The organism is Sphingopyxis granuli (genome assembly GCF_001559015.1).
Classification (GTDB): domain Bacteria; phylum Pseudomonadota; class Alphaproteobacteria; order Sphingomonadales; family Sphingomonadaceae; genus Sphingopyxis; species Sphingopyxis granuli.
This window is the reverse complement of the sequence record NZ_CP012199.1, coordinates 2,773,053-2,795,556: the sequence shown is the minus strand read 5'-3', so window position 1 is coordinate 2,795,556 and position 22,504 is coordinate 2,773,053. Positions and strand designations below refer to the sequence as shown.

The window sequence follows — 22,504 nt, the reverse complement described above, 5'->3', positions numbered from 1 at the left end:
TGCGGCGTTTCCGGCCCTATTTCCTTTCCACCAGTTCGCGCAGCAGAAAGGCGTGGAGCATCGCCGCGCGCACGGCATCCTCGGCGTGATCGGCGCCGACCGAATGGCCGCCCTCCAGATATTCGTGGTAATAGACGCGGTTGCCATATTCCTCCAGCTTCGCCGCGAACTTGCGCGCGTGGCCGGGATGGACGCGGTCGTCCTTGGTCGACAGGTAGAGGAAGATCGGCGGATAGGAGACGCCGTCGCGCACATTCTGATAGGGCGAATATTGCGCCATGAAGGCCCAGTCCTCCGCCTTGTCGGGATCGCCATATTCGGCGACCCACGACGCGCCCGCGAGCAGGTGTGAATAGCGCTTCATGTCCTTGAGCGGCGAGCCGGAGATCACCGCGCCATACAGGTCGGGACGCTGCGTCATCGCCGCGCCGACCAGGACGCCGCCGTTCGACCGGCCCGAAATGGCGATCCGGCCCTTTGCGCTGACCCCGGTCTTCACCAGATCCTCGGCGACCGCGTGGAGGTCGTCGAAGCTGTTCTGGCGCTTCTCGCGCAGCGCCGCCTGATGCCAGGCGGGGCCATATTCGCCGCCGCCGCGGATATTGGCGAGCACATAGGCGTTGCCGTCCTCGACCCAGAACAGGCCCAGTGGCCCGGCGCGATAGGGCTGGCCGGTCAGATAGCCCGGCGTCTGCGCTGCGCGGAAACCGCCATAGGCATGGATCAGCGCCGGAACTGGTCCCTTCGCGCCCGTCTTGCGGACGAGGAAATAAGGGATTTTCGTTCCGTCCTTCGAGGTGGCGAAGCGCTTTTCGACCGTCATGCCCGCCGCATCGAAGGTGGCGGGCAGGCTTTGCACCGTTTGCGGCGCGCCGGTCTCGGCGATGGCATACAGCGTCGGCGGGTCGAGCATGGTCTCGCTGGTCGCCAGCGCGATATCGCGCTTGCCGATCGTGCCCACGAGGTTGACCGTCGCATTGGTCGCGAGCGGCACCTCGTGCTGTGACCAGGCGCCCGTCGCCGCATCGCGGCGCACGGCGAAGAGCTTGCCCTCGACATCGTCGAGCGCCTTGACCCACAGCAGGTTATCGCTCGCCGCGACCTCCTCGATCGCCTGCGCGCGCGTCGGGGTCATCACCGGCACCATCGCCGTCCGGTGCCCCGCGGCCATGTCGGCAAGCGACATCGCGACCAGTGAACCTTCGGCGATCGCGCCCGCCGACTTGTTGAGGAAGACGATCGCCTGTCCGCGGAGCACGTCCCGCAGGTCGGCGGTGTCGGGGATCGGCGCGGCGACGAAGCGCGATCCGTCGGCGCTCGGGATCAGATAGTCGGTGGTGTAGAAGCTCTTGCCGCGCCGGATCAGCGTCCACAGCCTGTCGCCGTCGACGAGCGTGAAGGGCGCCATGCTGACGTCGCTCGCCTCGCCCTCTGCCACCACGACGGCATCGGACAGCGGCGTGCCGCGCTTCCAGCGTTTGACGATGCGCGGATAGCCCGACACCGTCATGCTGCCCGCGCCGAAGTCAGTCGCGACCAGCAGCGTGTCGGCATCCTCCCAAGCGGCATTGCTCTTTGCTTCCGGCAGCGCGAAGCCGCCGTCGACGAAGCGGCCGGTCGTGCGGTCCCATTCGCGCACGACGTCGGCGTCGGTGCCGCCGGGGCTCAGCGAGACGAGGCAGCGGCGATATTCGGGGGCGAGGCAGTCGGCTCCGTGCCAGACCCAGCTTTTCCCTTCCGCCTTGCCGAGTGCGTCGACGTCGATCAGAACCTGCCATTCGGGCTTGCCCGCCAGCCAGGCGTCGAGCGGGCTTTGGCGCCACAGGCCGCGGGGGTTCTTCGCATCGCGCCACAGGTTGGTGACGACGTTGCCCATCACCTCGTCGGGCATGGCGATCTGGCGTTCGTCGTCGAGGATCGCACGGGCGCGCCGGCGATCCGCCTCGAAGCCGGGGCGCGACAGGATCAGTTTGTCGGTGGCGGCATTTTCCGCCTTCACCCAGTCGAGCGCCTTCGCCCCCTCGATCTCCTCGAGCCACAGCCAGCGATCCTTGTCTTCCGCTGCGGCCGGTGCGGCGGCGGACAGCGAACAGGCTAGGGCAAGCGCGGCAAGGCTGGCGCGGATCATCATCATCTCCCCTGAAGCATCCTTTGGCTGATGCTGTGCTAGCATCATCACACACCGCGAGGGAAGGGGCGACCGTTGCCGCTCTTACTGGTCGATGACGACCGTGCCCGGATGATGCTTGTCGAGGTGTTTCTTGATGATCTTCAGATTGCGCGTGTTCGACCGGAACAGCAGGTCGAAGGCGTCGCCCGCGAGCGGGATCGCGCCGAGCGCGGTGTCAACGCCCAGATTGCCGATCATCCGCCATATCTGCCATTTCGACATGCCGAGGTTGCGCGCCTCCCAGATGATATAGGCGCCCATCACCGCGGTGATCGCGTCGCCGACCACCGGAACGAGGCCGACGATCGCGTCGAGCCCGACCGGCCGGTTGATACCGGGGATGGTGAAGCTGCGTTCGAGAATGATTTCCAGCGTCTCGACGCGCTTGCGCAGCGCCGCAGGATCGCGCCGGTTCGGGATCAGCGCCTCGAAGATCGCGTCGGTATTCGGGGAAGAAGGGGCCATCGGGGTCCTTTCAGCAAGCGCCCGAAGCTGGACGCCGTCCGATCAGGTGGGGGCGGCGATCAGGCGATTCAATGGGTGTTGGGCACGGGCGTTGGCGCGCAGTCCGGTGGTCCGCTGCGACGCGACCGACCAGCGCAGCGGCGTCGCGAGCGGGATGAAGGGGACATAGCGGGCGAGAACCGCCTCGGCCTCGGCGATCTGCGCCGCGCGCAGGGCGGGATCGTCGTTGAGCGCGGCACGGTCGATCAGCGCCTGCGCCTCGCGATTGCACAACGTGTCGCGGCGGCACGACAGCCGGCGCAACGGCCACAGCGCATCGTCGTTGGGCGTCACCTCGTCGATCAGCTTGAGGTCGGTTTCGGCGTTGGCATCGACGCGGCGGCTAGGCACCCCGATCGCCGCGAAATCGGCGGCGACATAGGCGAAGAGGATGCGGCCGCCGGGCGAATCGGGCACGGCGATGCGCAGCGGTGCGATGTCGCCGCGTGCCGCGCGCCAGCGGTCGACGACGCGCCGCGCCTGGATCAGGCGCGAATCGTCATCGAAGTCGGCCCAGGCGGGCAGCAGCGGCGCCGGGCCGCCGTCGCGGCGATAGAGCGCCGGGCGCAGCGTCATCTGCGGCTGCCATTCGGTGAGCCCGAAGGCATCGACGAGCCGCTGCCGCCGGATCGCGCGCACCAGCGCCTCGCGGTTGGCATCGGTGGCCAGAAATCCTTCGGCGCGGACGAACGCCAGCCCGAACAGGCCGGGAACCGGATCGACGACAAGGCGCGAGCGTCCGATGTTCGACGCGACGAAATAGGGCAGCGTCGAAAAGCGTCCGCCGATCACCGCGTCGGCATAGCCGTTCTTGAACCGCGCCAGCGCGCCTGCGGGCGACGTTCCGACGAGTTCGATCGAGGCGGCGGGATCATTTGCGGCTTCCTCGGCCTCCTCGGGGTCTTCCGCGAGCGGATCGGGAACGGGCGACAACAGCATCGCGCGGCCGTGCCGTTTCGGTCGCATCGGTCCCCAGCCCATATCCTTGTCGACGATCGCCATCGACGGTTGGGCGAGCAGTTCGAGAATCGCGGGCTGCGGCGCGGCGAGGCGGATTTCGATGACGCTGTCGGTCATCGCCTTGATCGTCTCGATCTCGGGGAAATCGTCGCGCAGGACATGTCGGCTGCGTGGCGACAGATAGGTGCGCAGGATCGCGGCGACGCGTTCGGCCGTCACCTTGCGGCCGTTGCTCCATTTTGCCTCGCGGATGCGGAAGATATAACTGAGCCCGTCGCCGGTCACCGTCCAGCGCTCGGCGAGGCCGACGTCGATCTGCCCCTCTCCATCATAGCTGACCAGCCCCTGCGCGGTCGCATCGAGCAGCGCGGCATTGGCGGCCGACAATTCGCCGTTCGCCGGATTGGCGGTGGGATTCAGCGGCCCGATCGCCGCGACGCGGACCGGCCCGCGCTCGCCGAACAGCCCACAACCGGCAAGCAAAAGGGCCAGAAGCCCGGCCGGGACGAACCGCGCGCCGTTGCCGCCAGCCTTCATGTCCTGCCTCTCCTCGCTGGTGCGGACGGCGGGACTCGAACCCGCACACCCAGATGGATAGCAGATTTTAAGTCTGCTGCGTCTACCGATTCCGCCACGTCCGCGTGCCGCGCGCCGGTCAAGCCGAAGGGGGAGGGGAGGTCAAGCGATCTTTGCCGCTTCACCCGGCGAATGGGGTCGGCTAGACTGGCGCAATGACGGCCGTGCTCCAGATTTCCAACCTCGGCAAAACCTACAAGAGCGGCCACCGCGCGCTGAGCGGCATCGACCTGACGATCGACAAAGGCGAGATATTCGCGCTGCTGGGACCGAACGGCGCGGGAAAGACGACGCTGATCGGCATCGTCTGCGGCATCGTGACGCCGAGCGAGGGGGCGGTGATTGTCGGCGGGCACGATCATCAACGCGACTATCGTGCCGCCCGGTCGATGATCGGGCTGGTGCCGCAGGAACTCCATACCGACGCATTCGAAAAGGTCATCACGACGGTCAGCTTCTCGCGCGGGCTGTTCGGCAAGCCGCGCGATCCGGCGTTCATCGAGCAACTGCTGCGCGACCTGTCGCTTTGGGACAAGCGAAACGCGAAGATCCTCGAACTGTCGGGCGGCATGAAGCGCCGCGTGATGATCGCCAAGGCGCTGTCCCACGAACCCGAAATCCTTTTCCTCGACGAACCGACCGCGGGCGTCGATGTTGAACTGCGCCGCGACATGTGGAACATGGTGCGCGGCCTGCGTGACCGCGGCGTCACCATCATCCTGACCACCCATTATATCGAGGAGGCCGAAGAGATGGCCGACCGCGTCGGGGTGATCAGCAAGGGCAAGCTCATCCTCGTCGAGGACAAAGACGCGCTGATCAAGAAGTTGGGCCGCAAGACGCTGACGCTCAACCTGTCGGAGCCGCTGGCCGCCCTTCCCGCCGGGCTCGACGACTGGTCGCTCGAACTCGCGGGCGAGGGGCACGAACTCGTCTATGAATTCGACAGCCAGGCCGAGGCGACCGGCGTCCCGTCGCTGCTGCGGCGGTTGAGCGATCTTGGCATTCCCTTTCGCGACCTCCACACACGGCAAAGCTCGCTCGAGGAGATTTTCGTCGGGCTGGTCCACGAATCGAAAAGCGACGACGCGGGCGCGCAGGGGGCCACGGCATGATCGGGAATTTCCGCGGCATCCGCGCCATCTACGGGTTCGAAATGGCGCGCTTCGGGCGCACCTTCTGGACCAGCCTGCTGCTGCCGGTGATCACTACGACGCTCTATTTCGTCGTCTTCGGCTCGGCGATCGGCAGCCGGATGAGCGCGGTCGGCGACGTGCCCTATGGCGCCTTCATCGTGCCGGGGCTGATGATGCTGACGATGTTCACCGAAAGCATCAGCAACGCCAGCTTCGGCATCTACATGCCCAAATGGACGGGGACGATCTACGAGATGCTCTCGTCGCCCATGTCGCCGCTCGAACTGCTGATCGCCTATGTCGGGGCGGCGGCGACGAAGTCGGTTATCATCGGTGCGATCATCTTCGCGACCGCGCACCTGTTCGTCGATGTCCAGGTTGCGCATCCGTTGCTGATGGCCGCCTTCATGGTGCTGATGGCGGTGACCTTCTGCCTGTTCGGCTTCATCATCGGCATCTGGGCGCAAAGCTTCGAGCAGTTGCAGGTCATCCCGCTGCTTGTCGTCTACCCGCTGACCTTCCTCGGCGGCGCCTTCTATTCGATCGACATGCTGCCGGCCGCGTGGCGCGCGCTGACCTTGTTCAACCCGGTCGTCTATCTGATAAGCGGCTTCCGCTGGACCTTCTTCGACCGCGGCGATGTCGGCATCGGCGTCAGCATGGGCGCGGTCGCGATCTTTCTCGCGCTGTGCCTTGCGGTGATCTTCTGGGTGTTCCGGACGGGATATCGGCTCAAGAATTGAGGCAAGCACATCGCCAACCGCCGTAAGATGTGACCCCCTCAGTCGTTCAACCGTTCGCGCATTTCCTTGCCGGGCTTGAAATAGGGGACGTTCTTCGCCTTGACCGCGACCGGCGTCCCGGTGCGGGGATTGCGCCCCGTTCGCGATTCGCGCGCGCGCGTCGAAAAGGCGCCGAAACCACGCAATTCCACCCGTCCGCCCGCAGCGAGCTGCTCGATGATGGAATCGAAGAAGGCGTCGACGATCCTCTCGACCTCCTCCAGGCGCAAATCGCTGTTTTCGCTCGCGATCTTCTGAACCAGTTCTGACCGGATCATCTGCTTCCCCTAAATGTGCCACGCGCATCCCGCGGACGCGGGTTATCCGGCCGTTGCCGGCGACGATGCGTAGGACCCCTCCCGACGCGGCGCCGAGATTATCACGAATCGCTATCCCGTCAAAATCTATCGCCGAAAGAAAAAGGCCCGCAGAGGGACACTCTGCGGGCCTTTTCTTCGCTCTGGCGCGAAAGGAGGAAATCAGTCCTTCTTGCCGGCCTTCAGCGCCTCGCCGAGGATGTCGCCGAGCGACGCACCCGAGTCCGACGAGCCGTACTGCGCGACGGCCTGCTTCTCTTCGGCGATCTGCAGCGCCTTGACCGAGAAGGTCGGCTTCTTCGAACGGTCGAAGCCGGTGACCATCGCGTCGAACTTCTGCCCGACCTGATAGCGCTCGGGGCGCTGCTCGTCGCGGTCGCGGCCCAGGTCGGCGCGCTTGATGAAGCCCGTCGCGCCGTCGTCGCCGGCCTGCACTTCCAGCCCGTTGTCGCGGACTTCGAGCACGGTGACGGTGACGGTCTCGTTCTTCTTAAGCGAGCCGGAGCCGGCGCCGGCGCCGACCGCCGGAGCACCCTTTTCAAGCTGCTTGATGCCGAGGCTGATGCGTTCCTTCTCGACGTCGACGTCGAGAACGACGACCTGCACCTGCTCGCCCTTGCGGTGGAGATGCAGCGCTTCCTCGCCCGAGATGCCCCAGGCGATGTCCGACATATGGACCATGCCGTCGACGTCGCCGGGCAGACCGACGAACAGGCCGAACTCGGTCGCGTTCTTGACTTCGCCTTCGACGACCGAACCGATCGGATGCGCTTCGGCGAAGGCACCCCAGGGGTTCGACTGCGCTTGCTTGAGGCCCAGCGAAATGCGGCGCTTGTCGCTGTCGACTTCCAGGACGATGACGTCGACTTCCTGACTCGTCGAAACGATCTTGCCGGGGTGGACGTTCTTCTTGACCCACGACATCTCGCTGACGTGGACCAGCCCTTCGATGCCCGGCTCCAGCTCGACGAACGCGCCATAGTCGGTGATGTTGGTGACGGTGCCCTTCAGTTTGGCGCCGACCGGATATTTGGCGGCGACGCCTTCCCACGGATCGGCCTCAAGCTGCTTCATGCCTAGGCTGATGCGCTGCGTGTCGCGGTTGATGCGGATGATCTGCACCTTCACCGTGTCGCCGATATTGATCACCTCGCTCGGGTGGTTGACGCGCTTGTAGCTCATGTCGGTGACATGGAGCAGGCCGTCGATGCCGCCGAGGTCGACGAACGCACCGTAATCGGTGATGTTCTTGACCGCGCCTTCGATGATCTGACCTTCTTCCAGGTTCTGGATCAGGCCCGAACGCTGTTCGGCGCGCGTTTCCTCGAGGATCGCGCGGCGCGACACGACGATGTTGCCGCGGCGACGGTCCATCTTCAGGATCTGGAAGGGCTGCGGCAGGTCCATCAGCGGGCCGACGTCGCGCACGGGGCGGATATCGACCTGCGAACCCGGAAGGAAGGCCACCGCGCCGCCGAGGTCGACGGTGAAGCCGCCCTTGACGCGGCCAAAGATGACACCCTCGACGCGGGCTTCCTTGTTGAATTCTTCTTCCAGCCGGTCCCAGGCGGCTTCGCGGCGAGCACGGTCGCGGGACAGCATGGTTTCGCCATTGGCGTTCTCGACGCGGTCGACATAGACTTCGACCTCGTCGCCGACCTTCAGGTCGGCCTTCTGGCCCGGCATCGCGAATTCGCGAAGCGCCACGCGGCCTTCGCTCTTCAGGCCGATGTCGATCACTGCCAGGTCGTTTTCGATCGCGGTCACGGTGCCCTTGACGACGCGGCCTTCAAAGCCGCCGTCGGCGCCGCCCAGCGATTCATCGAGCATCGCGGCGAAATCGTCGCGCGTCGGAAAAGCCGTAGAGGCCATAGATGATTTCCTTACTTCACATGTTTCCGGCCAAGCGGTTGGGTCCGCTGGTCTTGTGGCCGAACCGTCCTGCCCGCCGAATGCGAAACAGGACGTCGTCGGGGCGCCTCGCAAGGTGAGCCACGGGCAAAGCAAAAAGGGCGCGACGAGGGTGCCCCGTCACGCCCGACGCTCCGGTGGGAGCGACGGTTCATCCGTGCCTCGACCGGCAAACCGCCCGTCGGACGGCGCGCATATAAGCGGGGAGGCGGTTTTCGGCAAGGAAAAAGGGCGTGCCGGTCGAGACGGCTGAGCCTTGAATGGTGGAGCAGATGATATTCGCGCAGAGGCGCAGAGATCGCAGAGGATTTTGGTTCACGCGGAGACGCGGAGGCGCGGAGATTATGGTTTGGGCCGATAGGCCCTTCTTGCTCCCCCGCATCGCGGTTCCAGATAGGTTGCAGAAGAAAGCCGCTTCGCGGCAAGCGCCATCTCTCCGCGCCTCCGCGTGAATCCTTTTCACTTTACCCTCTGCGATCTCTGCGCCTCTGCGCGAATATCTTCTTTCAGCCCCGCTTCCCGACTTTATCCTCGACAAATGCGATCGCTGCCATGATGCCCGCATCCCGGTCCAGCGTCGTATTGTCGAGCAGCAGTGCATCCGCCGCGCGGCGCAGCGGTGCGTCGGTGCGCCCGGTGTCGCGCGCGTCGCGGGCATGGATGTCGGCGAGCACCGCGTCATAGGTGACTTCGACGCCGCGCCCCAGCATCTCTGCATGGCGCCGCCGCGCCCGCTCCTCTGGCGTGGCGGTCACGAACAGCTTGGCGTCGGCGTGCGGCGCGATCACCGTGCCGATGTCGCGTCCGTCGAGCACCGCGCCGCCCGGCTGGTTGGCGAAATCGACCTGCCGCTGGAACAGCGCCGCCCGCACCGCGGGATGGATCGACACACGGCTCGCGAGGCTGCCGGTGCTTTCATAGCGCAGCGCCGGATCGTTCAGCAGACTGTCGGGAAAATCGCACGCGGCGAGCGCATCGTCCGCATCGTCGGGATCGCCATGGTCGAGCTGCGTCTGATAGCCGACGGCGCGATAGAGGAGCCCCGTGTCGAGCACCGGCAGCCCGAAATGCGCCGCCAGCGCGCGCGCGATTGTCCCCTTGCCCGAAGCGGTGGGACCATCGACGGCGACGATCATGCCTGCAGGCTTTCGAGCAGCGCCTCGAAATTGGGAAAGCTGGTCGCGACCGGGCCCATATCGTCGATCGTCACCGGTGCCTTGCCGACGAGGCCCGCGACCGCGAAGCTCATGCAGATGCGGTGGTCGAGGTGGCCGGCGATGGTCGCGCCGCCGGGCAGCGGGTCGCCGCCGGTGCCGTCGATTGCCAGCCCGTCCGCGCTTTCCTCGACCTGCGCGCCGATGGCGGTGAGACCGGCGGCCATCACCGCCAGCCGGTCGCTCTCCTTGACGCGCAGTTCGTCGAGGCCGGTGGTGACGGTGCGCCCTTCGGCAAGCGCGGCGGCGACGAACAGGATCGGATATTCGTCGATCATGCTCGGCGCGATGGCGGGATCGACCTCGATCCCCTTCAGCGCGCTGTGGCGGACGTGCAGGTCGGCGACCGGCTCGCCGCCGACTTCGCGCGGGTCGAGCAGTTCGATATCGCCGCCCATTGCCTGCAGCACCTCGACCAGCCCGGCGCGCGTGGGGTTGAGGCCGACATTGGCGATGACGACGTCCGATCCGGGCACGATCAGCGCCGCGACGATGAAGAAGGCCGCCGACGAGGGGTCGCCGGGGACGGCGATCGTCTGCGGCCGAAGCTCGGCCTCGCCGCGGATGTGGATGCGGCGGGTGCCGTCGCCGTCGGTCTCGACGTTCAGGTCGGCGCCGAAGCCCTTCAGCATCCGCTCGCTATGGTCGCGCGTCGGGATGGGCTCGATCACCTCGGTGATGCCCGGCGTGTTCAGTCCCGCGAGCAGCACCGCGCTCTTCACCTGCGCCGACGCCATCGGCAGGCGGTAGGCGAGGGGGATCGCCGGCGCGAGGCCGCGGACCATCAGCGGCAGGCGCCCGCCGGGCGAGGCCGATATGTCCGCGCCCATCTGCGACAGCGGGTCGATGACGCGTCCCATCGGGCGGCTCGACAAGCTGGCGTCGCCCGTGAAGGTGACGGTGATCGGATGGCTCGCGACAAGGCCCATCAGGAGGCGCGTCGAGGTGCCGCTGTTCCCCATTTCAAGCGCTTCGCGCGGCTGGAGCAGGCCGCCTACGCCTACGCCGTCGATTACCCATTCGCCGTCGCCCGTCCGCTCGATGCTCGCGCCCATCGCGCGCATCGCCGCCGCCGTCGCGAGCACGTCATGCCCTTCGAGTAGCCCCGTGACGCGGCTCGTGCCGACCGCCAGCGCTGACAGCATCAGCGCCCGGTGCGAAATGCTCTTGTCGCCGAGAATCGCGATCTTACCTTTCAGCGGAGCGGAAGCGGAAAAGGCGCGCGGGCTGGGGTTGGGGTCTGTCATGGCGTGCGGCTTTTGACAGCGGGCAAACAATCTGGCAAGGCGCACGCCGATTTGGCGGGTGGCTGTTCCGGTGCCGCCCTTTCTCCGAAATTTATCTTATTCCTTCAAAGGGTTACGAGGCTTCTATGGTAAAGGCTGAATGGGGCGCGAAGCGAAGCTGCCCGAAATGCGCGACGCGATTCTACGATCTGACCAACGACGACCCGGTCACCTGCATCAACTGCGGCTATGCCTGGATTCCGGAATCGGTGCTGAAATCGAAGCAGCCGATGCCGTTCGAGGAAGTCGAGAAGCCCGGCAAGGCCAAGGAAGAGGCGGCCGACGACGATCTGGATCTGGACGTCGATGTCGACGAGGACAGCGATTCGCCCGACAATGACGTCGATCTGGGCGGCGACGACGATCTGGGCGTCGCGACCGGCGACGACGAGGACGACGAAAACTGACAATCGGACGCATGGGGCCAAAAAAGCATCGCGCGATGCATTTGGCCCCTTGCATATGGGACACGCGCTGGTAAAGGCGGCGTCCCGATCGCATCACCCAGAGCGATCGTCCGAAATGGCGCGGGGCCTTAGCTCAGCTGGGAGAGCGCTACAATGGCATTGTAGAGGTCACCGGTTCGATCCCGGTAGGCTCCACCATTTCGACAACCCGACCCGGAAACGGCCCGATGCGACAGCATGCGGGTCTTTTTCTTGCGAAACTGACAGGGGACGTCAGAGCGCGAGTTCCTCTTTCTCGAATAGCGGTTCCAGCATGATCGGATCGGCGAGCGTGATGCGGTCGAGGATCGAGGCGGTGTCGTCGCGCACCCGCAGCATCAGGCTGCGCAGCCGGCATTCACTTTCGGGCAGGCAGTTCTTGCAATGCTCGTGCGCGTTGCGCGCCGCGCAGGGCACGAGCGCTAGCGATCCGCGCGTCAGCCGGACGAGGTCGCCATAGCTGATGTCGACCGGCGGCAGCGCGAGCTGGTAGCCGCCATCGCGCCCCCGCTGCGAGATCAGCAGCCCCTCGCGCGCCATCTCGGACAGGATGACGGTCAGGAATTTGGGCGGGATGTTCTGCGCGTCTGCAATATCCGCAAGCTGCACCTGCCCCTTGCCCCAATGGTCGGCAAGATGCTGAAAGGCGCGGATCGTGTAGCGGGTCTTTTGCGAGAGCATGGCGGCGTTACTGTGACATATTCCAGCTTAATTCAACCTGTCTGGATGAGATTCGGGAAAGGTTGATGAAAATCACAGTGGGTGGCATGAATCGACGCCAATGGGATCGCGCAGTTTGCCCGTTTCGGGCGCGACAAGGAATAGGGCGATGCGGAAGCTATTCGAAGGCCCGGCGGTTCTCGCGGCGTGCATGCTGGTCGCTGGGCCGGCCCAGGCGCAGTTCGGCGGCCTGCTGCGCAAAGTGACGACGCCGGCACCGAGCCCGAGCAGTGACGACAATGGCGGTTGTCCCAAGGGCAAGAAGGGCAGCGGCGTCGGGCGCAGCATATTGGGCGGAGTGATCCGCGATGCCGTCGGCGACGCGGCGAGCAGGGCCGGCGTCTACAGCTATGTGCCGATCGCGGAGGTGAGCGGGACGCTGACAGATGCGATCGCCTGCCGGCTCGATCCCGCCGAACAGGTGCAGGCGGCGCAGGCAACCGAAGAGGTCACGCGCGGCGAGGCGGTGGGCGCGACGTCGAACTGGACCAGCGAAACGCGCGAGAATGTCAGCGGTTCGTCGACCGTCGCGTCGATCAATCAGGAGGACGGCGGCCGCAAGTGTATGACCGTCAACGATTTCATCATCGTCGACGGGGAAGAGACGCGCGTCACGAAGCGGATGTGCAAGGGGCCGGACGACGCGCGCTATGTCCTGGCTGCCTGACCTGTCCCGCGTGCTGGCGGGGGCACTGGCGCTGACCTCGCTGACCGCGGCGACCGAGCGTGACCCACTGAACCCCACCTGTCCGCTCAATCCCAACTGGTCGACCAATGCGACGATGACGCTGACCGTCGAGACGCGTGGTCGGATGAAGGTCATGCTGGCCGAAGGGCGGGTCGATCCGGGCCTGCCCGAACGCCTCGCCGCGGCGCTGAAGGCCAACCCCGACGTCAGCGAGATCTGGCTGCGTTCGCCCGGCGGCGACGCGCGCGCGGGCAATGCTGCGGGGCGCATCATCCGGTCGAACACCGGTCTCGGCACGCGCATCCCCAGCGGTTGGGCCTGCTTCAGCGCCTGCAACTTCGTGTTCATGGGCGGCGCCCCGCGAATCATCGAACCCGGCGGCGAGTTCATCGTCCACATGTTCACCAGCACCGGCGACCGCGCCGCGATCGACCAGAGCGTGGCGATGGGCACCGATGCGACCACCGAACTGATCGGCGACGTCGAACAGGACAGCGCGCTGCTGGCGAGCGAGGACAACGACTTCCTGATCCGGATGGGCGTGTCGCGCAAATTGCTGACCGAGGTGATGTATCGGCAAAAGGCGGTCAAGGGCAGCGGGGCGGACAAGTCGACCCGCCGCTGCCTGACGCTGGAGGAGGCGCTGAAATATGGCGTGACCTACGCGGTCGAGTGACGGGGGCGTCGCAACGGACGTTATCCCGCCGAAGTATCAGGCGGCATCACGATGAAGCGTCCGGAATCTTTCACTTCTCCGTCATTGCTGCCCCGGACCTGATCCGAGGAAAGCAACCCAGAGTGTGCGTAAACCGCTCTGGATTGCTTCGCTGCGCTCGCAATGACGACAATGCCGGATTCGGTGGTGAAGGGCTTACTGCCCCTTGAACGCGGCCTTGCGCTTCTGAAGGAAGGCCGCGACGCCTTCGACCGCATCGGCGCTGTTGCCGGCGCGATACTGGCCCATCGCCTCCGCATCGAGCGTATCGGAATAGCTTTGGGTCAGCCCGCCGCGCAGCACCTGGCGCATCGTGCCGAGCGCGACCGTCGGGCCGCTCGCAAGGCGCTTCGCCAGTGCCTGGGCTTCGGCCATCAGGGCGTCGTCCGCGACCGCCTTGTAGATCAGGCCCCAGTCTGCCGCCTGCTCGGCCGGAATCTTTTCGCCCAGCATCATCATCTGCGTGGCGCGCGGTAGGCCGATCAGCCGCGGCAGCAGCCACGACGATCCGCCGTCGGGGATGAGTCCGATGTTGACGAAGGCCTGGAGGAAATAGGCGCTCTTGCCCGCGAGGGTGAAGTCGCCCGACAACGCGAAGCTGCATCCGACGCCGGCGGCGGGGCCGTTGACCGCGGTGACGACGGGAATGTCGAGGTTCGCGAGCGCGAGCAGCATCGGATTGTAATGGTTGCGCAGCGCCTTGCGACTGTTAGCGCCGCCGCCGACCGCCGACGCGCTGCGGTCGCCTGCCAGGTCGGCGCCCGAACAGAAGCCGCGCCCTTCGCCGGTGATCAGCAGCGCCCGCGCGCCGAGCACGCCCATCCAGTCGAGCGCCGCGCGAATATCGTCGGCCATCGCCGGTGGCATCGAGTTCAGCCGCTCAGGCCGGTTCAGCGTGATGGTCGCGACATCGTCGGCGACGGCAAGCTTGATCGTGTCGAAGGTCGGAAGGTCGGTCATGGGGAAGAAATCCTCTCGGGGCTGCTTTACCTTTACGTTCACGTAAGGATGTGACCCATTTGTGGGGCGAGTGCAAGGGGGAGGGGAGATCGGATGGCGACGGCTGGAAACGACCGATAGCGGTCATGGGCGCCAACCTTGAATCGGATTCGCGCAGAGGCGCAAAGATCGCAGAGGCGCGCGCGCTTCATCTCTGCGATCTTTGCGCCTCTGCGCAAATTTCGTGGAATGCCAGGTATCGGCCGAAGCGCGATATTCCTTTTCTCGTCACCCTGAACCGGTTTGGCAATTATCCCTTTTCGACAAGTCACTGTTCCCCGGCGAAAGCCGGGGTTCAGATGGCACAACGCTGCCCCGCGTGGACCCCGGCTTTCGCCGGGGAACAGCTCCCTACTTGCCTGAAGGGTACATATCCCAACCTGTTTCAGAGCCTGCCCCGGACCCGATCCGGGGGTCCATGGTCTGCCGTTTCCTTCGGCGCGGCGCCGATTTCGAGTCCCGGCCATGGATGCTGAAACAAGTTCAGCATGACGAAGGTGAAGGGCGGGCGCTACTCCCGGAACCGCAGCGCTTTCCTAATATCGGGGCATGATAGCCCTTTCGCGATGCGCCGCTCCGTTCGCCCTCTCTCCTCCCTTCCGCCACGGCTTCAGCCCGGCTCAGGAGACGAAATGGAGGGGGACGTCGTGTGACTTTCGTATACTTTGAAATAAAATGTCGCGGGTGATTCGCCATATGTCGATAGGCCCTATTCGTCACCCACCCGCACGAACCGCATGGTGCCCTCGGCGCGATGCAATGTCAGGCCGCGCTCGGTGCGCTCAGCGCACGCACCCTCGAAATCGACGACGCCGATGTCGTTGGGTTCGATGATCACGCGCAGCTTGCCGCCGTCGGCTCCGGTCAGGTCGAAGCGCGGCGCGGTGATGCCGTAAATCGGCTCGCGCACCTCGATCCAGCGCGGGATGCGCGGGTCGTCGTCGGGCATCGTCCAGCCGTCATATTGGGTGTAGCCGTCGATCGGCGCGCCGCTGTCGAAACCGATCGTGAAATCGACGCCTGCGATGGTCCGGCCGTTCGGCCAGGTGACGAGGATGGTGGGCACCGCGCCGTCGATCTCGCCGGTCGTGCCTTTCGACATCGTCGGCGGCACCGGCTTGGGGTCGGTGGTCAGGCAGATCATGGCCCCGCGCGCTTCCCAGCGCCCCTCGGCGCGTTCGTCGAGCGCACCCGCAGCGAGCCCATATTGGAAACGCCCGTCGTTCCTTATCAGCAGGCCGCCGCCAACGTCGGGGCCTTCGGCAAGGCCGTATTCGCCGATGAACGGTGAATCCTGCGCGGCGACGGGCGCGCCGATCAGCGCGAGGGCAAGAAGGGAGTTTCGCATTGTCCGCTCTTGCCTATGCGATGGCGGCGGCGCCAGCCCCTTTCCACTCGCCCCGCACCCTGCTAACCGCCCGCGCCATGTCCCAGAACCGTCCCGACCGCCGCACCTTCGCCATCATCTCGCACCCCGACGCGGGCAAGACCACCTTGACCGAAAAGCTGCTCGTCGCGGGCGGCGCGATCCACATGGCGGGCGAGGTGAAAGCGCGCGGGCAGGCGCGGCGCGCGCGCTCCGACTGGATGAAGATCGAGCAGCAGCGCGGCATCTCGGTCACATCGTCGGTGATGACCTTCGAGCATGCGGGGCTGGTCTTCAACCTGCTCGACACGCCGGGGCACGAGGATTTCAGCGAGGACACCTATCGCACGCTGACCGCGGTCGACAGTGCGGTGATGGTGATCGACGCCGCCAAGGGCATCGAGCCGCAGACGCTGAAGCTGTTCGAAGTGTGCCGCTTGCGATCGGTGCCGATCGTCACCTTCATCAACAAGGTCGACCGCGAAGGTCAGTCGCCCTTCGAACTGCTCGACGAGGTCGCCGACCGGCTCGCGCTCGACGTCTGCCCGATGAACTGGCCGGTGGGGATGGGCGGAACCTTCTCCGGCCTCTACGATCTCGTCGAACCGTCGCTGGCAGTCCCGGGCAAGGAAGCTTCGCGCGCATTCGAGGGCGAGCGGATCGCGCTCGCCGGCCATGACGATCCGAAGCTGGCGGCGGCGGTCGACTCGCGCGCGCTCGACCAGTTCAACGAAGAGATCGAACTGGCTTCGGCGGGTTATGCGCCCTTCGACGCGGCGGCTTATCGCGGCGGCGACCTGACGCCAGTCTATTTCGGGTCGGCGCTCAAGGAATTTGGCGTCGTCGACCTGCTCGCCGCACTCGCCGCGCATGCGCCGGGGCCGCAGCCGCAGCCCGCCGAGCCTGCGCCCGTGCGCCCCGACGACGATGCCGTCACCGGCTTCATCTTCAAGGTGCAGGCGAACATGAACCCCGCGCACCGCGACCGCATCGCCTTCATGCGCCTGTGCTCGGGCAAGTTCGAGCGCGGCATGCGATTGACGCAGGGCGGGACGGGCAAGGCGATCGCGATCAGCCGCCCGATGCTGTTCCTCGCGCAGGACCGCGAAATGGCCGAGGAAGCGTGGCCCGGCGACATCATCGGCATTCCCAACCACGGCACGCTGCGCGTCGGCGACACGCTGTCGGAACGCAGCGACGTTACCATCACCGGCCTGCCCAATTTCGCGCCCGAAATCCTGCGCCGCGTCGCGCTGGTCGATCCGACCAAGACCAAGCAGCTCCGAAAGGCGCTCGACGACATGGCGGAGGAGGGGATCATCCAGGTCTTCTATCCCGAAATCGGGTCGAACATGATCGTCGGCGTCGTCGGCCAGTTGCAGCTCGACGTGCTGATCAGCCGTCTCGAGGCCGAATATAAGGTCGAGGCGAAGCTGGAGGCATCGCCGTGGGACACGGCGCGCTGGATCGCGAGCGACGATCCGGCGGCGCTCAAGGCCTTTCAGTCGGACCATCGTGGCGCGAGCGCGGCCGACCGCGATGGCGCGCCGGTGTTCATGGCGAAGGACGCGTGGGAGGTCGGCTATGTGACGCAGCGCCACCCCGCCATCCGCTTCACCGCGACCAAGGAGCGGCGGTTCGCCGACGCGGGTTGATCGCCCGCAGCGATTCCGCCACCATGACGTCACGTTCGACCATGGGTGGGGAGGGGATGGATGCGCGCTTTGGGAATGATCGCCGCCGCGGCGCTGATGAACGGAACGCCGGCCGGGGCACAGCCTGCGATCGAACTGCCGATCGCGCCGGGTTTCTGGACTAACGACACCGAAAAATGCGCCACGGTGCATCACGGCTATGTCTTCGACGGAACGCGCTGGGGCGCGCTCTATTATTATGGCCCCAACGGCAGCATGGGCCCCGCCGCCGAACTCGAACCGATCACGCAGACGCGCGCGGGGCCGGACGGCTTCACCCAGATGCAGTTCGGCGGCTACGACGGCGCGGGCTATTTCCGCATCAAGCGGGTCGAAACGGATCGCGCGCTTTACCGCGTTGGCGCACCTTTTCGGGACGAGATTCAGGAAATGGACGAGCCGCTGATCCGCTGCGATTTCAAGGCGATGTCACCGAAGATGCAGGTGGCGATCCGCCGCTTCGCGCCCGCGCTAGCGGTCAGATAAGACTGAGCAGGTCACTAGGTGCGGCGGGGGCTTCCTCCTCCTCTTCCCCCTCGAACTTGCTCAGCGTCACCCCCAGCAGGCGGATGCCCTGCTCGACGGGCAGCAGCGGGGCCAGGATCGCCTCGCCCACCGCGAGCAACGCCGCGCCGTCGCCGATGGGGAAGGGGACCGATTTCGCCCGCGTGATCGTCCGGAAATCGGCGTAGCGCAGCTTGAGCGTTACCGTGCGGCCGCGCGCATGACGCTTGGCGGCGCGGTCCCAGACGACGGTACAGACATGCGCGAGCGCCTCGCGGATCTCGACGTCGGCGATCAGGTCGTGGAAGAAGGTCCGCTCGCCGCCGAGCGACTTGAGCGGCCGGTTCGACTTGACGCGGCGATGGTCGATCCCGCGCACCAGATTGTGGAGCCATTCGGCGCTGTTGCCGAAATGCGCGGCGAGCCACGCCCTGTCCTTCGCCGCCAGATCGGCACCGGAAAAGATGCCGAGCCCCTCCATCTTCGCCGCCGTCACCGGGCCGATGCCGTGAAAGCGGCGGATCGACAGCGTCTGGACGAAGGCGGCGCCCCGGCGCGGCGGAATGACGGTCAGCCCGTCGGGTTTGTTCTGGTCGGAGGCAAGCTTGGCGATGAACTTGTTGTAGGAGACGCCGGCTGACGCGGTGAGGCCGGTCTCGGCGCGGATACGGGCGCGGATCGCACGCGCCGCGGCGGTCGCGCTGCCCAGTCCGGCCTTGTCGCGCGTGACGTCGAGATAGGCCTCGTCGAGCGCCAGCGGCTCGACCTCGTCGGCATAGTCGCGAAAGATGGCGCGGATCTGGTGTGAAATCTCGCGATAGGCGTCGAAGCGCGGTGGGACGAAGACTAGGTCGGGGCAGCGCCGCTTGGCGGTGACGCTCGGCATTGCGGAGCGAACCCCGAATTTTCGAGCCTCATAAGAAGCGGCGGCAACCACGCCGCGCCGCGATGAGCCACCGACCGCAACGGGCTTTCCGCGCAAGGCCGGGTCGTCGCGCTGCTCGACCGAAGCGTAGAAGGCGTCCATGTCGACATGGATGATCTTGCGCACCGGGCCGCCTGCGCCCTCCGCACCGCTGTCGCTGCCCTCGCTCACGCGCCCATCCTATCATGTTGCCATGATGTTCTCAATCGCGGCGCCGGCCCGCTGCCCCCGCCCGATCCGACGTCGACGCTTGACGAATGCGGGCCGAAATGGCAATCGCCGCCGACCTTGGAGACGCGGGTATAGCATAGTGGTAATGCTCTAGCCTTCCAAGCTAGCTAGGCGGGTTCGATTCCCGCTACCCGCTCCAGACCCCCTTCCGAGAACGTCCGGCAACGTCCAAAAAACGGCTGATTTCTCCCACTTTTTCTGCTATAACCGTCCCTGTTGATGCGGACGTATCTCGACGCACCCGGAAAATTTGAGGGTATTTTTGAGGGTATGTCCCGAGCGATGATGGAGAGATACCCTCATGGGACTGACGGCGGTAGCGATCAAGGCGGCGAAAGGCCGCGACAAACAATACAAGATGAGCGATTCGGGCGGGCTCTATCTGCTCGTCACGCCATCCGGGCGGCGATACTGGCGGATGAACTATCGCTTCCTTGGTAAGGGCAAGACGCTCGCATTCGGCATCTGGCCGGATTTGGACCTTGCCGGGGCCAGGGCCAAGCGAGACGACGCGCGGCGGCTGCTAGCCACTGGTCAGGATCCGGCAGAGCAAGCCCGGCTAGACAAGGCGGCGGCGAGTGTCGCGGCGGCAAACACGTTTCGGGCGGTCGCAGAGGAATGGTTAGCCAAGGTCGAAAAGGAAGGCCTCGCGCCCGCCACGCTCAAGAAGAACCGTTGGCTGCTGGACTTTTCCTATCAGTCGATCGGGCATCGGCCGATCGCGGAAATCAAGCCGTTTGAACTGCTGACCTTGCTTCGCAAGTTTGAATCGAAGGGCAAGCACGAAACCGCCCATCGTCTGCGGAGCATTTGCGGTCAGGTGTTCCGCTATGCGATCGCTACCGTTCGGGCGGACCACGATGTTTCCGCCGATCTGCGCGGGGCATTGATTACTCCGAAGGTGACGCATCGCGCTGCCATCACGACGCCAACGGAGGTCGGCGCATTGCTGCGCGCGATCGAGGGCTATGAGGGCCATCCGTCCACATTGGCGGCGCTGCGCCTCTTGCCCCATATATTCGTTCGGCCCGGCGAATTGCGTTATGCCGAATGGAAGGAGTTTGACCTCGACAACGCGGTCTGGACCATTCCCGAGAGCAAGATGAAGATGCGCCGGGTCCACAAGGTTCCGCTTTCCCGTCAGGCGTTGGAAATCATCGCCACGCTGGAGCATGACGCCAGCTTGAGCCGGTTCCTTTTCCCGTCGCTGCGCTCGGCCAGTCGCCCCATGTCCGAAAACACCATCAACGGCGCGCTGCGTCGTCTCGGCTACGCCAAGGACGAAATGACAGGGCATGGCTTCCGCGCGATGGCGAGCACCTTGCTCAACGAAATGGGGCGCTGGAACCCCGACGCGATCGAACGGCAGCTCGCCCATGCCGAAGGCAACGCGGTGCGGCGCGCTTATGCCAGAGGCGAATATTGGGACGAGCGCGTTCAGATGATGCAATTCTGGTCGGATGAGCTGGATCGCTTGCGGAAAAACTTCGAGCCGGTGAAGCTGGTCGTGGGCGAACGGCGTTGGAGCTGACGGCCGATCAGTCGGGATAGGTCCAACGATCCACGTCCGCGATGGATTCGATGACACCCAAAGAGCGCAAAAGCGGGTCGCGACGATCGGCCGCGACATCGGCCCATTTGAGCCATTGCGCCACGGTCATGCCGTCGATCACCGCATCCATGTCGAGGTCGGTTTCCCGCATGGCAGCGATGAAGCGGCGAACCAGCGATGTTGTGCGCCATGCTTCGGCATATTCGGTAAGCCGCCGAAAGCGATTTTTGTCCAAACGGCGCTGCGCTTGTTGTTCGCGCTGCTGTTTCGCCCGCATTTCATAAAGGCGCGCGCGTTCCTCCTTCGCTTCACGCTCGGCGGCAATGGCAGGGAGCGCCAAGATCACGGTCGCCACAATGTCGCTCGCGAAATGTTCGAGCCGATACGTTGGACCTTCGCACCATTTTCGGCGAAAGCCCGCGGGCAGCCAGCTTGTCACCTCGAATATGAGGTCGCCCGTCGATTCCAGATCGCAGCGCATCACGTCTGGACCCTTGAGCGGCGCGCTCCATTTGTCCGGTGCGGTCGGTATCTTGACCCGCCTCATTCGATAGCGAAGCTGAAATACGATCGCATCGACGCCCGAACGCGCCGTCAGTTCGCCGCGCCCATTGCGTCCCAAGGCTACCCCGTGCGCGTCGAGCGTCTGACATATGCCGTTGAGGACACACAGAAGGCGGCGATCGGCGCTGTCGAAGGGCGCAACCTTCTCCCACTCTCGCGAGCCGCGATCATAATATTCCGTGCGCGCGCGAAGCTCCTCTTTGCGGGAGGCGATGCGCTCGGCAACAATAGGGTGAGGCTGAATCAGCCGCTCGGAAAAGCGAATGGCCGGTAGCTCCGCCTTTAGCTGTTCGACTTGCAACTTCGGCGTGATGGGCTGGTCTGACAGGGCAAAGGAACGAAAAACGATGGCGTCCGCGCCTCGCTTCCCGGCAGGAAGCGGCGGCCTGGCACCTACGCATTTACCAGCAGCGATCTTGTTCCAATAGCCCGAAGACGGGCGCGGAATTTCCTCGCGTTCGCACAGCCGGGCAAGCTGTTGGTCGGAAACCCCGAATTTCATGGCAAGGTGCGTCAACGGTTTCCGCCAAACGAGGTCGTAAATTTCCTGTCGCGTGATCGTCGCTTGTTCGTTCATGCTTCTATATTCTCCTGCTCCTTCCAACGATGCGCGGCGGTGCTTTTCTCGTTTAGTGAACGCGAACCGATCGGACGGATCGCTGCTCGCGAATCGGTAAATCGCGCGAAACAAAATTTCGCATCTAGGTCACTTTTTAATGTGTTGCTGCGTTTGGCGGCGACCGCGCTTCGGGATGAGCCGAGCGAAGCTCGGGACGGGCCGCCCGTTCGCATGGTTACAAATGCGAAATTTGCCTCCCATGCTTTAGGCGCATCAACCACAAAGGGGTCATCCTGATATGCGTAAAATTACTTTCCCGATCGTCGCCGCTGCCGGCTTCGCCATGTCGCCGGTCGTCGCTGCACAGACGACCGAACAGCCGGCCGACACGGAACAGGTCGAACCGGCTGCGGAACCCGCGGCGGAACCTGCCGCCGAACCCGCTGCCGAACCGGCCGCGGAGCCTGCGGAAGAACCGGCGACCGACGAACCGGCGGCCGATCCGAGCCGCTAAGAGCCTCTGAAATCGAGAAAAGGGCGGGATTTTCCCGCCCTTTTTTTGTGTTCCGCTGACAATCCTAAGCGCGCGCAGTCATGCTATCATCGCCGCAACCGGAAAGAATTTGAACAAAATTTACGGGAAACCCTCCGTCGTGCATCGTTGGGGTGAACGGGAGCGAAAAAG

21 protein-coding genes and 3 tRNA genes are annotated in these 22,504 nt (G+C 65.1%); 11 read left to right on the top strand and 13 right to left on the bottom strand.

The genetic code is table 11. The annotated features are described in order from the left end of the window. Positions 1-16 precede the first annotated feature (16 nt). The 4 genes from SGRAN_RS13040 to SGRAN_RS13025 all read right to left on the bottom strand — a co-directional run bounded on the left by SGRAN_RS13040 (position 17) and on the right by SGRAN_RS13025 (position 4,275). The gene (locus SGRAN_RS13040) at positions 17-2,128 is read right to left on the bottom strand and encodes a prolyl oligopeptidase family serine peptidase (protein ID WP_210434242.1); all 2,112 of its coding nucleotides are present in this window, start codon (positions 2,126-2,128) and stop codon (positions 17-19) included. An 84-nt stretch (positions 2,129-2,212) separates the two neighbouring features. Further along, the gene (locus tag SGRAN_RS13035) at positions 2,213-2,635 is read right to left on the bottom strand and encodes a DUF4112 domain-containing protein (protein ID WP_067184285.1); all 423 of its coding nucleotides are present in this window, start codon (positions 2,633-2,635) and stop codon (positions 2,213-2,215) included. 42 nt (positions 2,636-2,677) lie between these two features. Further along, the gene (locus SGRAN_RS13030) at positions 2,678-4,171 is read right to left on the bottom strand and encodes an ABC transporter substrate-binding protein (RefSeq protein ID WP_067184282.1); all 1,494 of its coding nucleotides are present in this window, start codon (positions 4,169-4,171) and stop codon (positions 2,678-2,680) included. Between the two features lie 17 nt (positions 4,172-4,188). Continuing rightward, positions 4,189-4,275: transfer RNA gene (locus tag SGRAN_RS13025), tRNA-Leu, on the bottom strand. Positions 4,276-4,365: 90 nt separating this feature from the next. On the opposite strand from SGRAN_RS13025, the gene SGRAN_RS13020 reads away from it, so the two are divergent. Next, entirely contained in the window at positions 4,366-5,325 is a 960-nt protein-coding gene (locus SGRAN_RS13020) for an ABC transporter ATP-binding protein (RefSeq protein ID WP_067184279.1), read from the top strand. Beyond that, positions 5,322-6,089 (top strand): ABC transporter permease, encoded by a 768-nt coding sequence (locus SGRAN_RS13015; RefSeq protein WP_067184276.1) that lies wholly within the window; start codon positions 5,322-5,324, stop codon positions 6,087-6,089. Before SGRAN_RS13020 ends, SGRAN_RS13015 begins: the two co-directional genes overlap by 4 nt. A gap of 38 nt (positions 6,090-6,127) precedes the next feature. On the opposite strand, the gene SGRAN_RS13010 is transcribed toward SGRAN_RS13015, so the two are convergent. The 4 genes from SGRAN_RS13010 to aroA form a co-directional block, all read right to left on the bottom strand. Continuing rightward, complete coding sequence (locus SGRAN_RS13010) at positions 6,128-6,406, bottom strand: integration host factor subunit beta (protein ID WP_067107492.1); 279 nt, start codon at positions 6,404-6,406, stop codon at positions 6,128-6,130. Between the two features lie 201 nt (positions 6,407-6,607). Next, positions 6,608-8,317, bottom strand: coding sequence for a 30S ribosomal protein S1 (rpsA, locus tag SGRAN_RS13005; RefSeq protein WP_067107495.1), 1,710 nt, complete (start codon positions 8,315-8,317; stop codon positions 6,608-6,610). Between the two features lie 545 nt (positions 8,318-8,862). Next, positions 8,863-9,492 carry a (d)CMP kinase gene (gene cmk, locus SGRAN_RS12995; protein ID WP_067184272.1) on the bottom strand — a complete coding sequence of 210 codons (630 nt, stop codon included), beginning with the start codon at positions 9,490-9,492 and terminating at the stop codon, positions 8,863-8,865. Next, positions 9,489-10,817, bottom strand: a complete 1,329-nt coding sequence (gene aroA / locus SGRAN_RS12990) for a 3-phosphoshikimate 1-carboxyvinyltransferase (RefSeq protein WP_067184269.1) — start codon at positions 10,815-10,817, stop codon at positions 9,489-9,491. The genes cmk and aroA overlap by 4 nt, the downstream gene beginning before the upstream one ends. Before the next feature lie 125 nt (positions 10,818-10,942). On the opposite strand from aroA, the gene SGRAN_RS12985 reads away from it, so the two are divergent. Both SGRAN_RS12985 and SGRAN_RS12980 read left to right on the top strand, forming a co-directional pair. Beyond that, complete coding sequence (locus SGRAN_RS12985; protein WP_067107503.1) at positions 10,943-11,263, top strand: FYDLN acid domain-containing protein; 321 nt, start codon at positions 10,943-10,945, stop codon at positions 11,261-11,263. 122 nt (positions 11,264-11,385) lie between these two features. Beyond that, a tRNA-Ala gene (locus tag SGRAN_RS12980) sits at positions 11,386-11,461 on the top strand. Positions 11,462-11,536: 75 nt separating this feature from the next. Here the strand turns inward: SGRAN_RS12980 and SGRAN_RS12975 are convergent. Then, complete coding sequence (locus SGRAN_RS12975) at positions 11,537-11,983, bottom strand: RrF2 family transcriptional regulator (protein ID WP_067107506.1); 447 nt, start codon at positions 11,981-11,983, stop codon at positions 11,537-11,539. Between the two features lie 148 nt (positions 11,984-12,131). Here SGRAN_RS12975 and SGRAN_RS12970 point away from each other — a divergent pair, with 148 nt between their 5' ends. Together SGRAN_RS12970 and SGRAN_RS12965 are read left to right on the top strand one after the other, a co-directional pair. Further along, positions 12,132-12,689 carry a hypothetical protein gene (locus SGRAN_RS12970; RefSeq protein WP_067184267.1) on the top strand — a complete coding sequence of 186 codons (558 nt, stop codon included), beginning with the start codon at positions 12,132-12,134 and terminating at the stop codon, positions 12,687-12,689. Further along, the gene (locus tag SGRAN_RS12965) at positions 12,673-13,386 is read left to right on the top strand and encodes a COG3904 family protein (RefSeq protein ID WP_067184265.1); all 714 of its coding nucleotides are present in this window, start codon (positions 12,673-12,675) and stop codon (positions 13,384-13,386) included. The genes SGRAN_RS12970 and SGRAN_RS12965 overlap by 17 nt, the downstream gene beginning before the upstream one ends. A gap of 195 nt (positions 13,387-13,581) precedes the next feature. Here the strand turns inward: SGRAN_RS12965 and SGRAN_RS12960 are convergent, their stop codons facing one another. Both SGRAN_RS12960 and SGRAN_RS12955 read right to left on the bottom strand, forming a co-directional pair. Next, on the bottom strand, positions 13,582-14,385 hold the full coding sequence (locus SGRAN_RS12960) for an enoyl-CoA hydratase-related protein (protein WP_067184262.1): 804 nt from the start codon (positions 14,383-14,385) through the stop codon (positions 13,582-13,584). Between the two features lie 748 nt (positions 14,386-15,133). Then, on the bottom strand, positions 15,134-15,772 hold the full coding sequence (locus SGRAN_RS12955; RefSeq protein ID WP_067184259.1) for a hypothetical protein: 639 nt from the start codon (positions 15,770-15,772) through the stop codon (positions 15,134-15,136). A 77-nt stretch (positions 15,773-15,849) separates the two neighbouring features. Here SGRAN_RS12955 and SGRAN_RS12950 point away from each other — a divergent pair, with 77 nt between their 5' ends. Together SGRAN_RS12950 and SGRAN_RS12945 are read left to right on the top strand one after the other, a co-directional pair. Next, positions 15,850-17,445: a peptide chain release factor 3 gene (locus SGRAN_RS12950; protein ID WP_067184256.1), complete on the top strand. Its 1,596-nt coding sequence runs from the start codon at positions 15,850-15,852 to the stop codon at positions 17,443-17,445. A 60-nt stretch (positions 17,446-17,505) separates the two neighbouring features. Next, on the top strand, positions 17,506-17,970 hold the full coding sequence (locus tag SGRAN_RS12945; RefSeq protein WP_148650873.1) for a hypothetical protein: 465 nt from the start codon (positions 17,506-17,508) through the stop codon (positions 17,968-17,970). Here SGRAN_RS12945 and dinB read toward each other — a convergent pair. After that, positions 17,963-19,084, bottom strand: a complete 1,122-nt coding sequence (gene dinB, locus SGRAN_RS12940) for a DNA polymerase IV (protein ID WP_067184251.1) — start codon at positions 19,082-19,084, stop codon at positions 17,963-17,965. The genes SGRAN_RS12945 and dinB overlap by 8 nt on opposite strands. 125 nt (positions 19,085-19,209) lie before the next feature. Here dinB and SGRAN_RS12935 point away from each other — a divergent pair. Together SGRAN_RS12935 and SGRAN_RS12930 are read left to right on the top strand one after the other, a co-directional pair. Then, positions 19,210-19,283: transfer RNA gene (locus tag SGRAN_RS12935), tRNA-Gly, on the top strand. A gap of 162 nt (positions 19,284-19,445) precedes the next feature. Beyond that, positions 19,446-20,675, top strand: a complete 1,230-nt coding sequence (locus SGRAN_RS12930; protein ID WP_067184250.1) for a tyrosine-type recombinase/integrase — start codon at positions 19,446-19,448, stop codon at positions 20,673-20,675. Between the two features lie 7 nt (positions 20,676-20,682). On the opposite strand, the gene SGRAN_RS12925 is transcribed toward SGRAN_RS12930, so the two are convergent. Beyond that, a complete protein-coding gene (locus SGRAN_RS12925; RefSeq protein ID WP_067184248.1) occupies positions 20,683-21,837 on the bottom strand; it encodes a hypothetical protein in 1,155 nt (384 codons plus the stop codon). Positions 21,838-22,117: 280 nt separating this feature from the next. Between SGRAN_RS12925 and SGRAN_RS22845 the strand changes: the two genes are divergently transcribed. After that, on the top strand, positions 22,118-22,333 hold the full coding sequence (locus SGRAN_RS22845; protein WP_067184247.1) for a hypothetical protein: 216 nt from the start codon (positions 22,118-22,120) through the stop codon (positions 22,331-22,333). Positions 22,334-22,504: the final 171 nt, after the last annotated feature.

Excerpts from the sequence above, each read along its gene's own strand:
- cmk (WP_067184272.1), bottom strand. The coding sequence starts at position 9,492 with ATGATCGTCGCCGTCGATGGTCCCACCGCTTCGGGCAAGGGGACAATC.
- SGRAN_RS12950 (WP_067184256.1), top strand. The coding sequence starts at position 15,850 with ATGTCCCAGAACCGTCCCGACCGCCGCACCTTCGCCATCATCTCGCAC.
- SGRAN_RS12965 (WP_067184265.1), top strand. The coding sequence starts at position 12,673 with ATGTCCTGGCTGCCTGACCTGTCCCGCGTGCTGGCGGGGGCACTGGCG.
- SGRAN_RS12955 (WP_067184259.1), bottom strand. The coding sequence starts at position 15,772 with ATGCGAAACTCCCTTCTTGCCCTCGCGCTGATCGGCGCGCCCGTCGCC.
- SGRAN_RS13020 (WP_067184279.1), top strand. The coding sequence starts at position 4,366 with ATGACGGCCGTGCTCCAGATTTCCAACCTCGGCAAAACCTACAAGAGC.
- SGRAN_RS12985 (WP_067107503.1), top strand. The coding sequence starts at position 10,943 with ATGGTAAAGGCTGAATGGGGCGCGAAGCGAAGCTGCCCGAAATGCGCG.
- SGRAN_RS13040 (WP_210434242.1), bottom strand. The coding sequence starts at position 2,128 with ATGATCCGCGCCAGCCTTGCCGCGCTTGCCCTAGCCTGTTCGCTGTCC.
- SGRAN_RS22845 (WP_067184247.1), top strand. The coding sequence starts at position 22,118 with ATGCGTAAAATTACTTTCCCGATCGTCGCCGCTGCCGGCTTCGCCATG.
- SGRAN_RS12945 (WP_148650873.1), top strand. The coding sequence starts at position 17,506 with ATGCGCGCTTTGGGAATGATCGCCGCCGCGGCGCTGATGAACGGAACG.
- SGRAN_RS13015 (WP_067184276.1), top strand. The coding sequence starts at position 5,322 with ATGATCGGGAATTTCCGCGGCATCCGCGCCATCTACGGGTTCGAAATG.
- SGRAN_RS12930 (WP_067184250.1), top strand. The coding sequence starts at position 19,446 with ATGGGACTGACGGCGGTAGCGATCAAGGCGGCGAAAGGCCGCGACAAA.
- SGRAN_RS12925 (WP_067184248.1), bottom strand. The coding sequence starts at position 21,837 with ATGAACGAACAAGCGACGATCACGCGACAGGAAATTTACGACCTCGTT.
- SGRAN_RS13010 (WP_067107492.1), bottom strand. The coding sequence starts at position 6,406 with ATGATCCGGTCAGAACTGGTTCAGAAGATCGCGAGCGAAAACAGCGAT.
- SGRAN_RS12960 (WP_067184262.1), bottom strand. The coding sequence starts at position 14,385 with ATGACCGACCTTCCGACCTTCGACACGATCAAGCTTGCCGTCGCCGAC.
- SGRAN_RS13030 (WP_067184282.1), bottom strand. The coding sequence starts at position 4,171 with ATGAAGGCTGGCGGCAACGGCGCGCGGTTCGTCCCGGCCGGGCTTCTG.
- SGRAN_RS13035 (WP_067184285.1), bottom strand. The coding sequence starts at position 2,635 with ATGGCCCCTTCTTCCCCGAATACCGACGCGATCTTCGAGGCGCTGATC.
- aroA (WP_067184269.1), bottom strand. The coding sequence starts at position 10,817 with ATGACAGACCCCAACCCCAGCCCGCGCGCCTTTTCCGCTTCCGCTCCG.
- SGRAN_RS12975 (WP_067107506.1), bottom strand. The coding sequence starts at position 11,983 with ATGCTCTCGCAAAAGACCCGCTACACGATCCGCGCCTTTCAGCATCTT.
- rpsA (WP_067107495.1), bottom strand. The coding sequence starts at position 8,317 with ATGGCCTCTACGGCTTTTCCGACGCGCGACGATTTCGCCGCGATGCTC.
- SGRAN_RS12970 (WP_067184267.1), top strand. The coding sequence starts at position 12,132 with ATGCGGAAGCTATTCGAAGGCCCGGCGGTTCTCGCGGCGTGCATGCTG.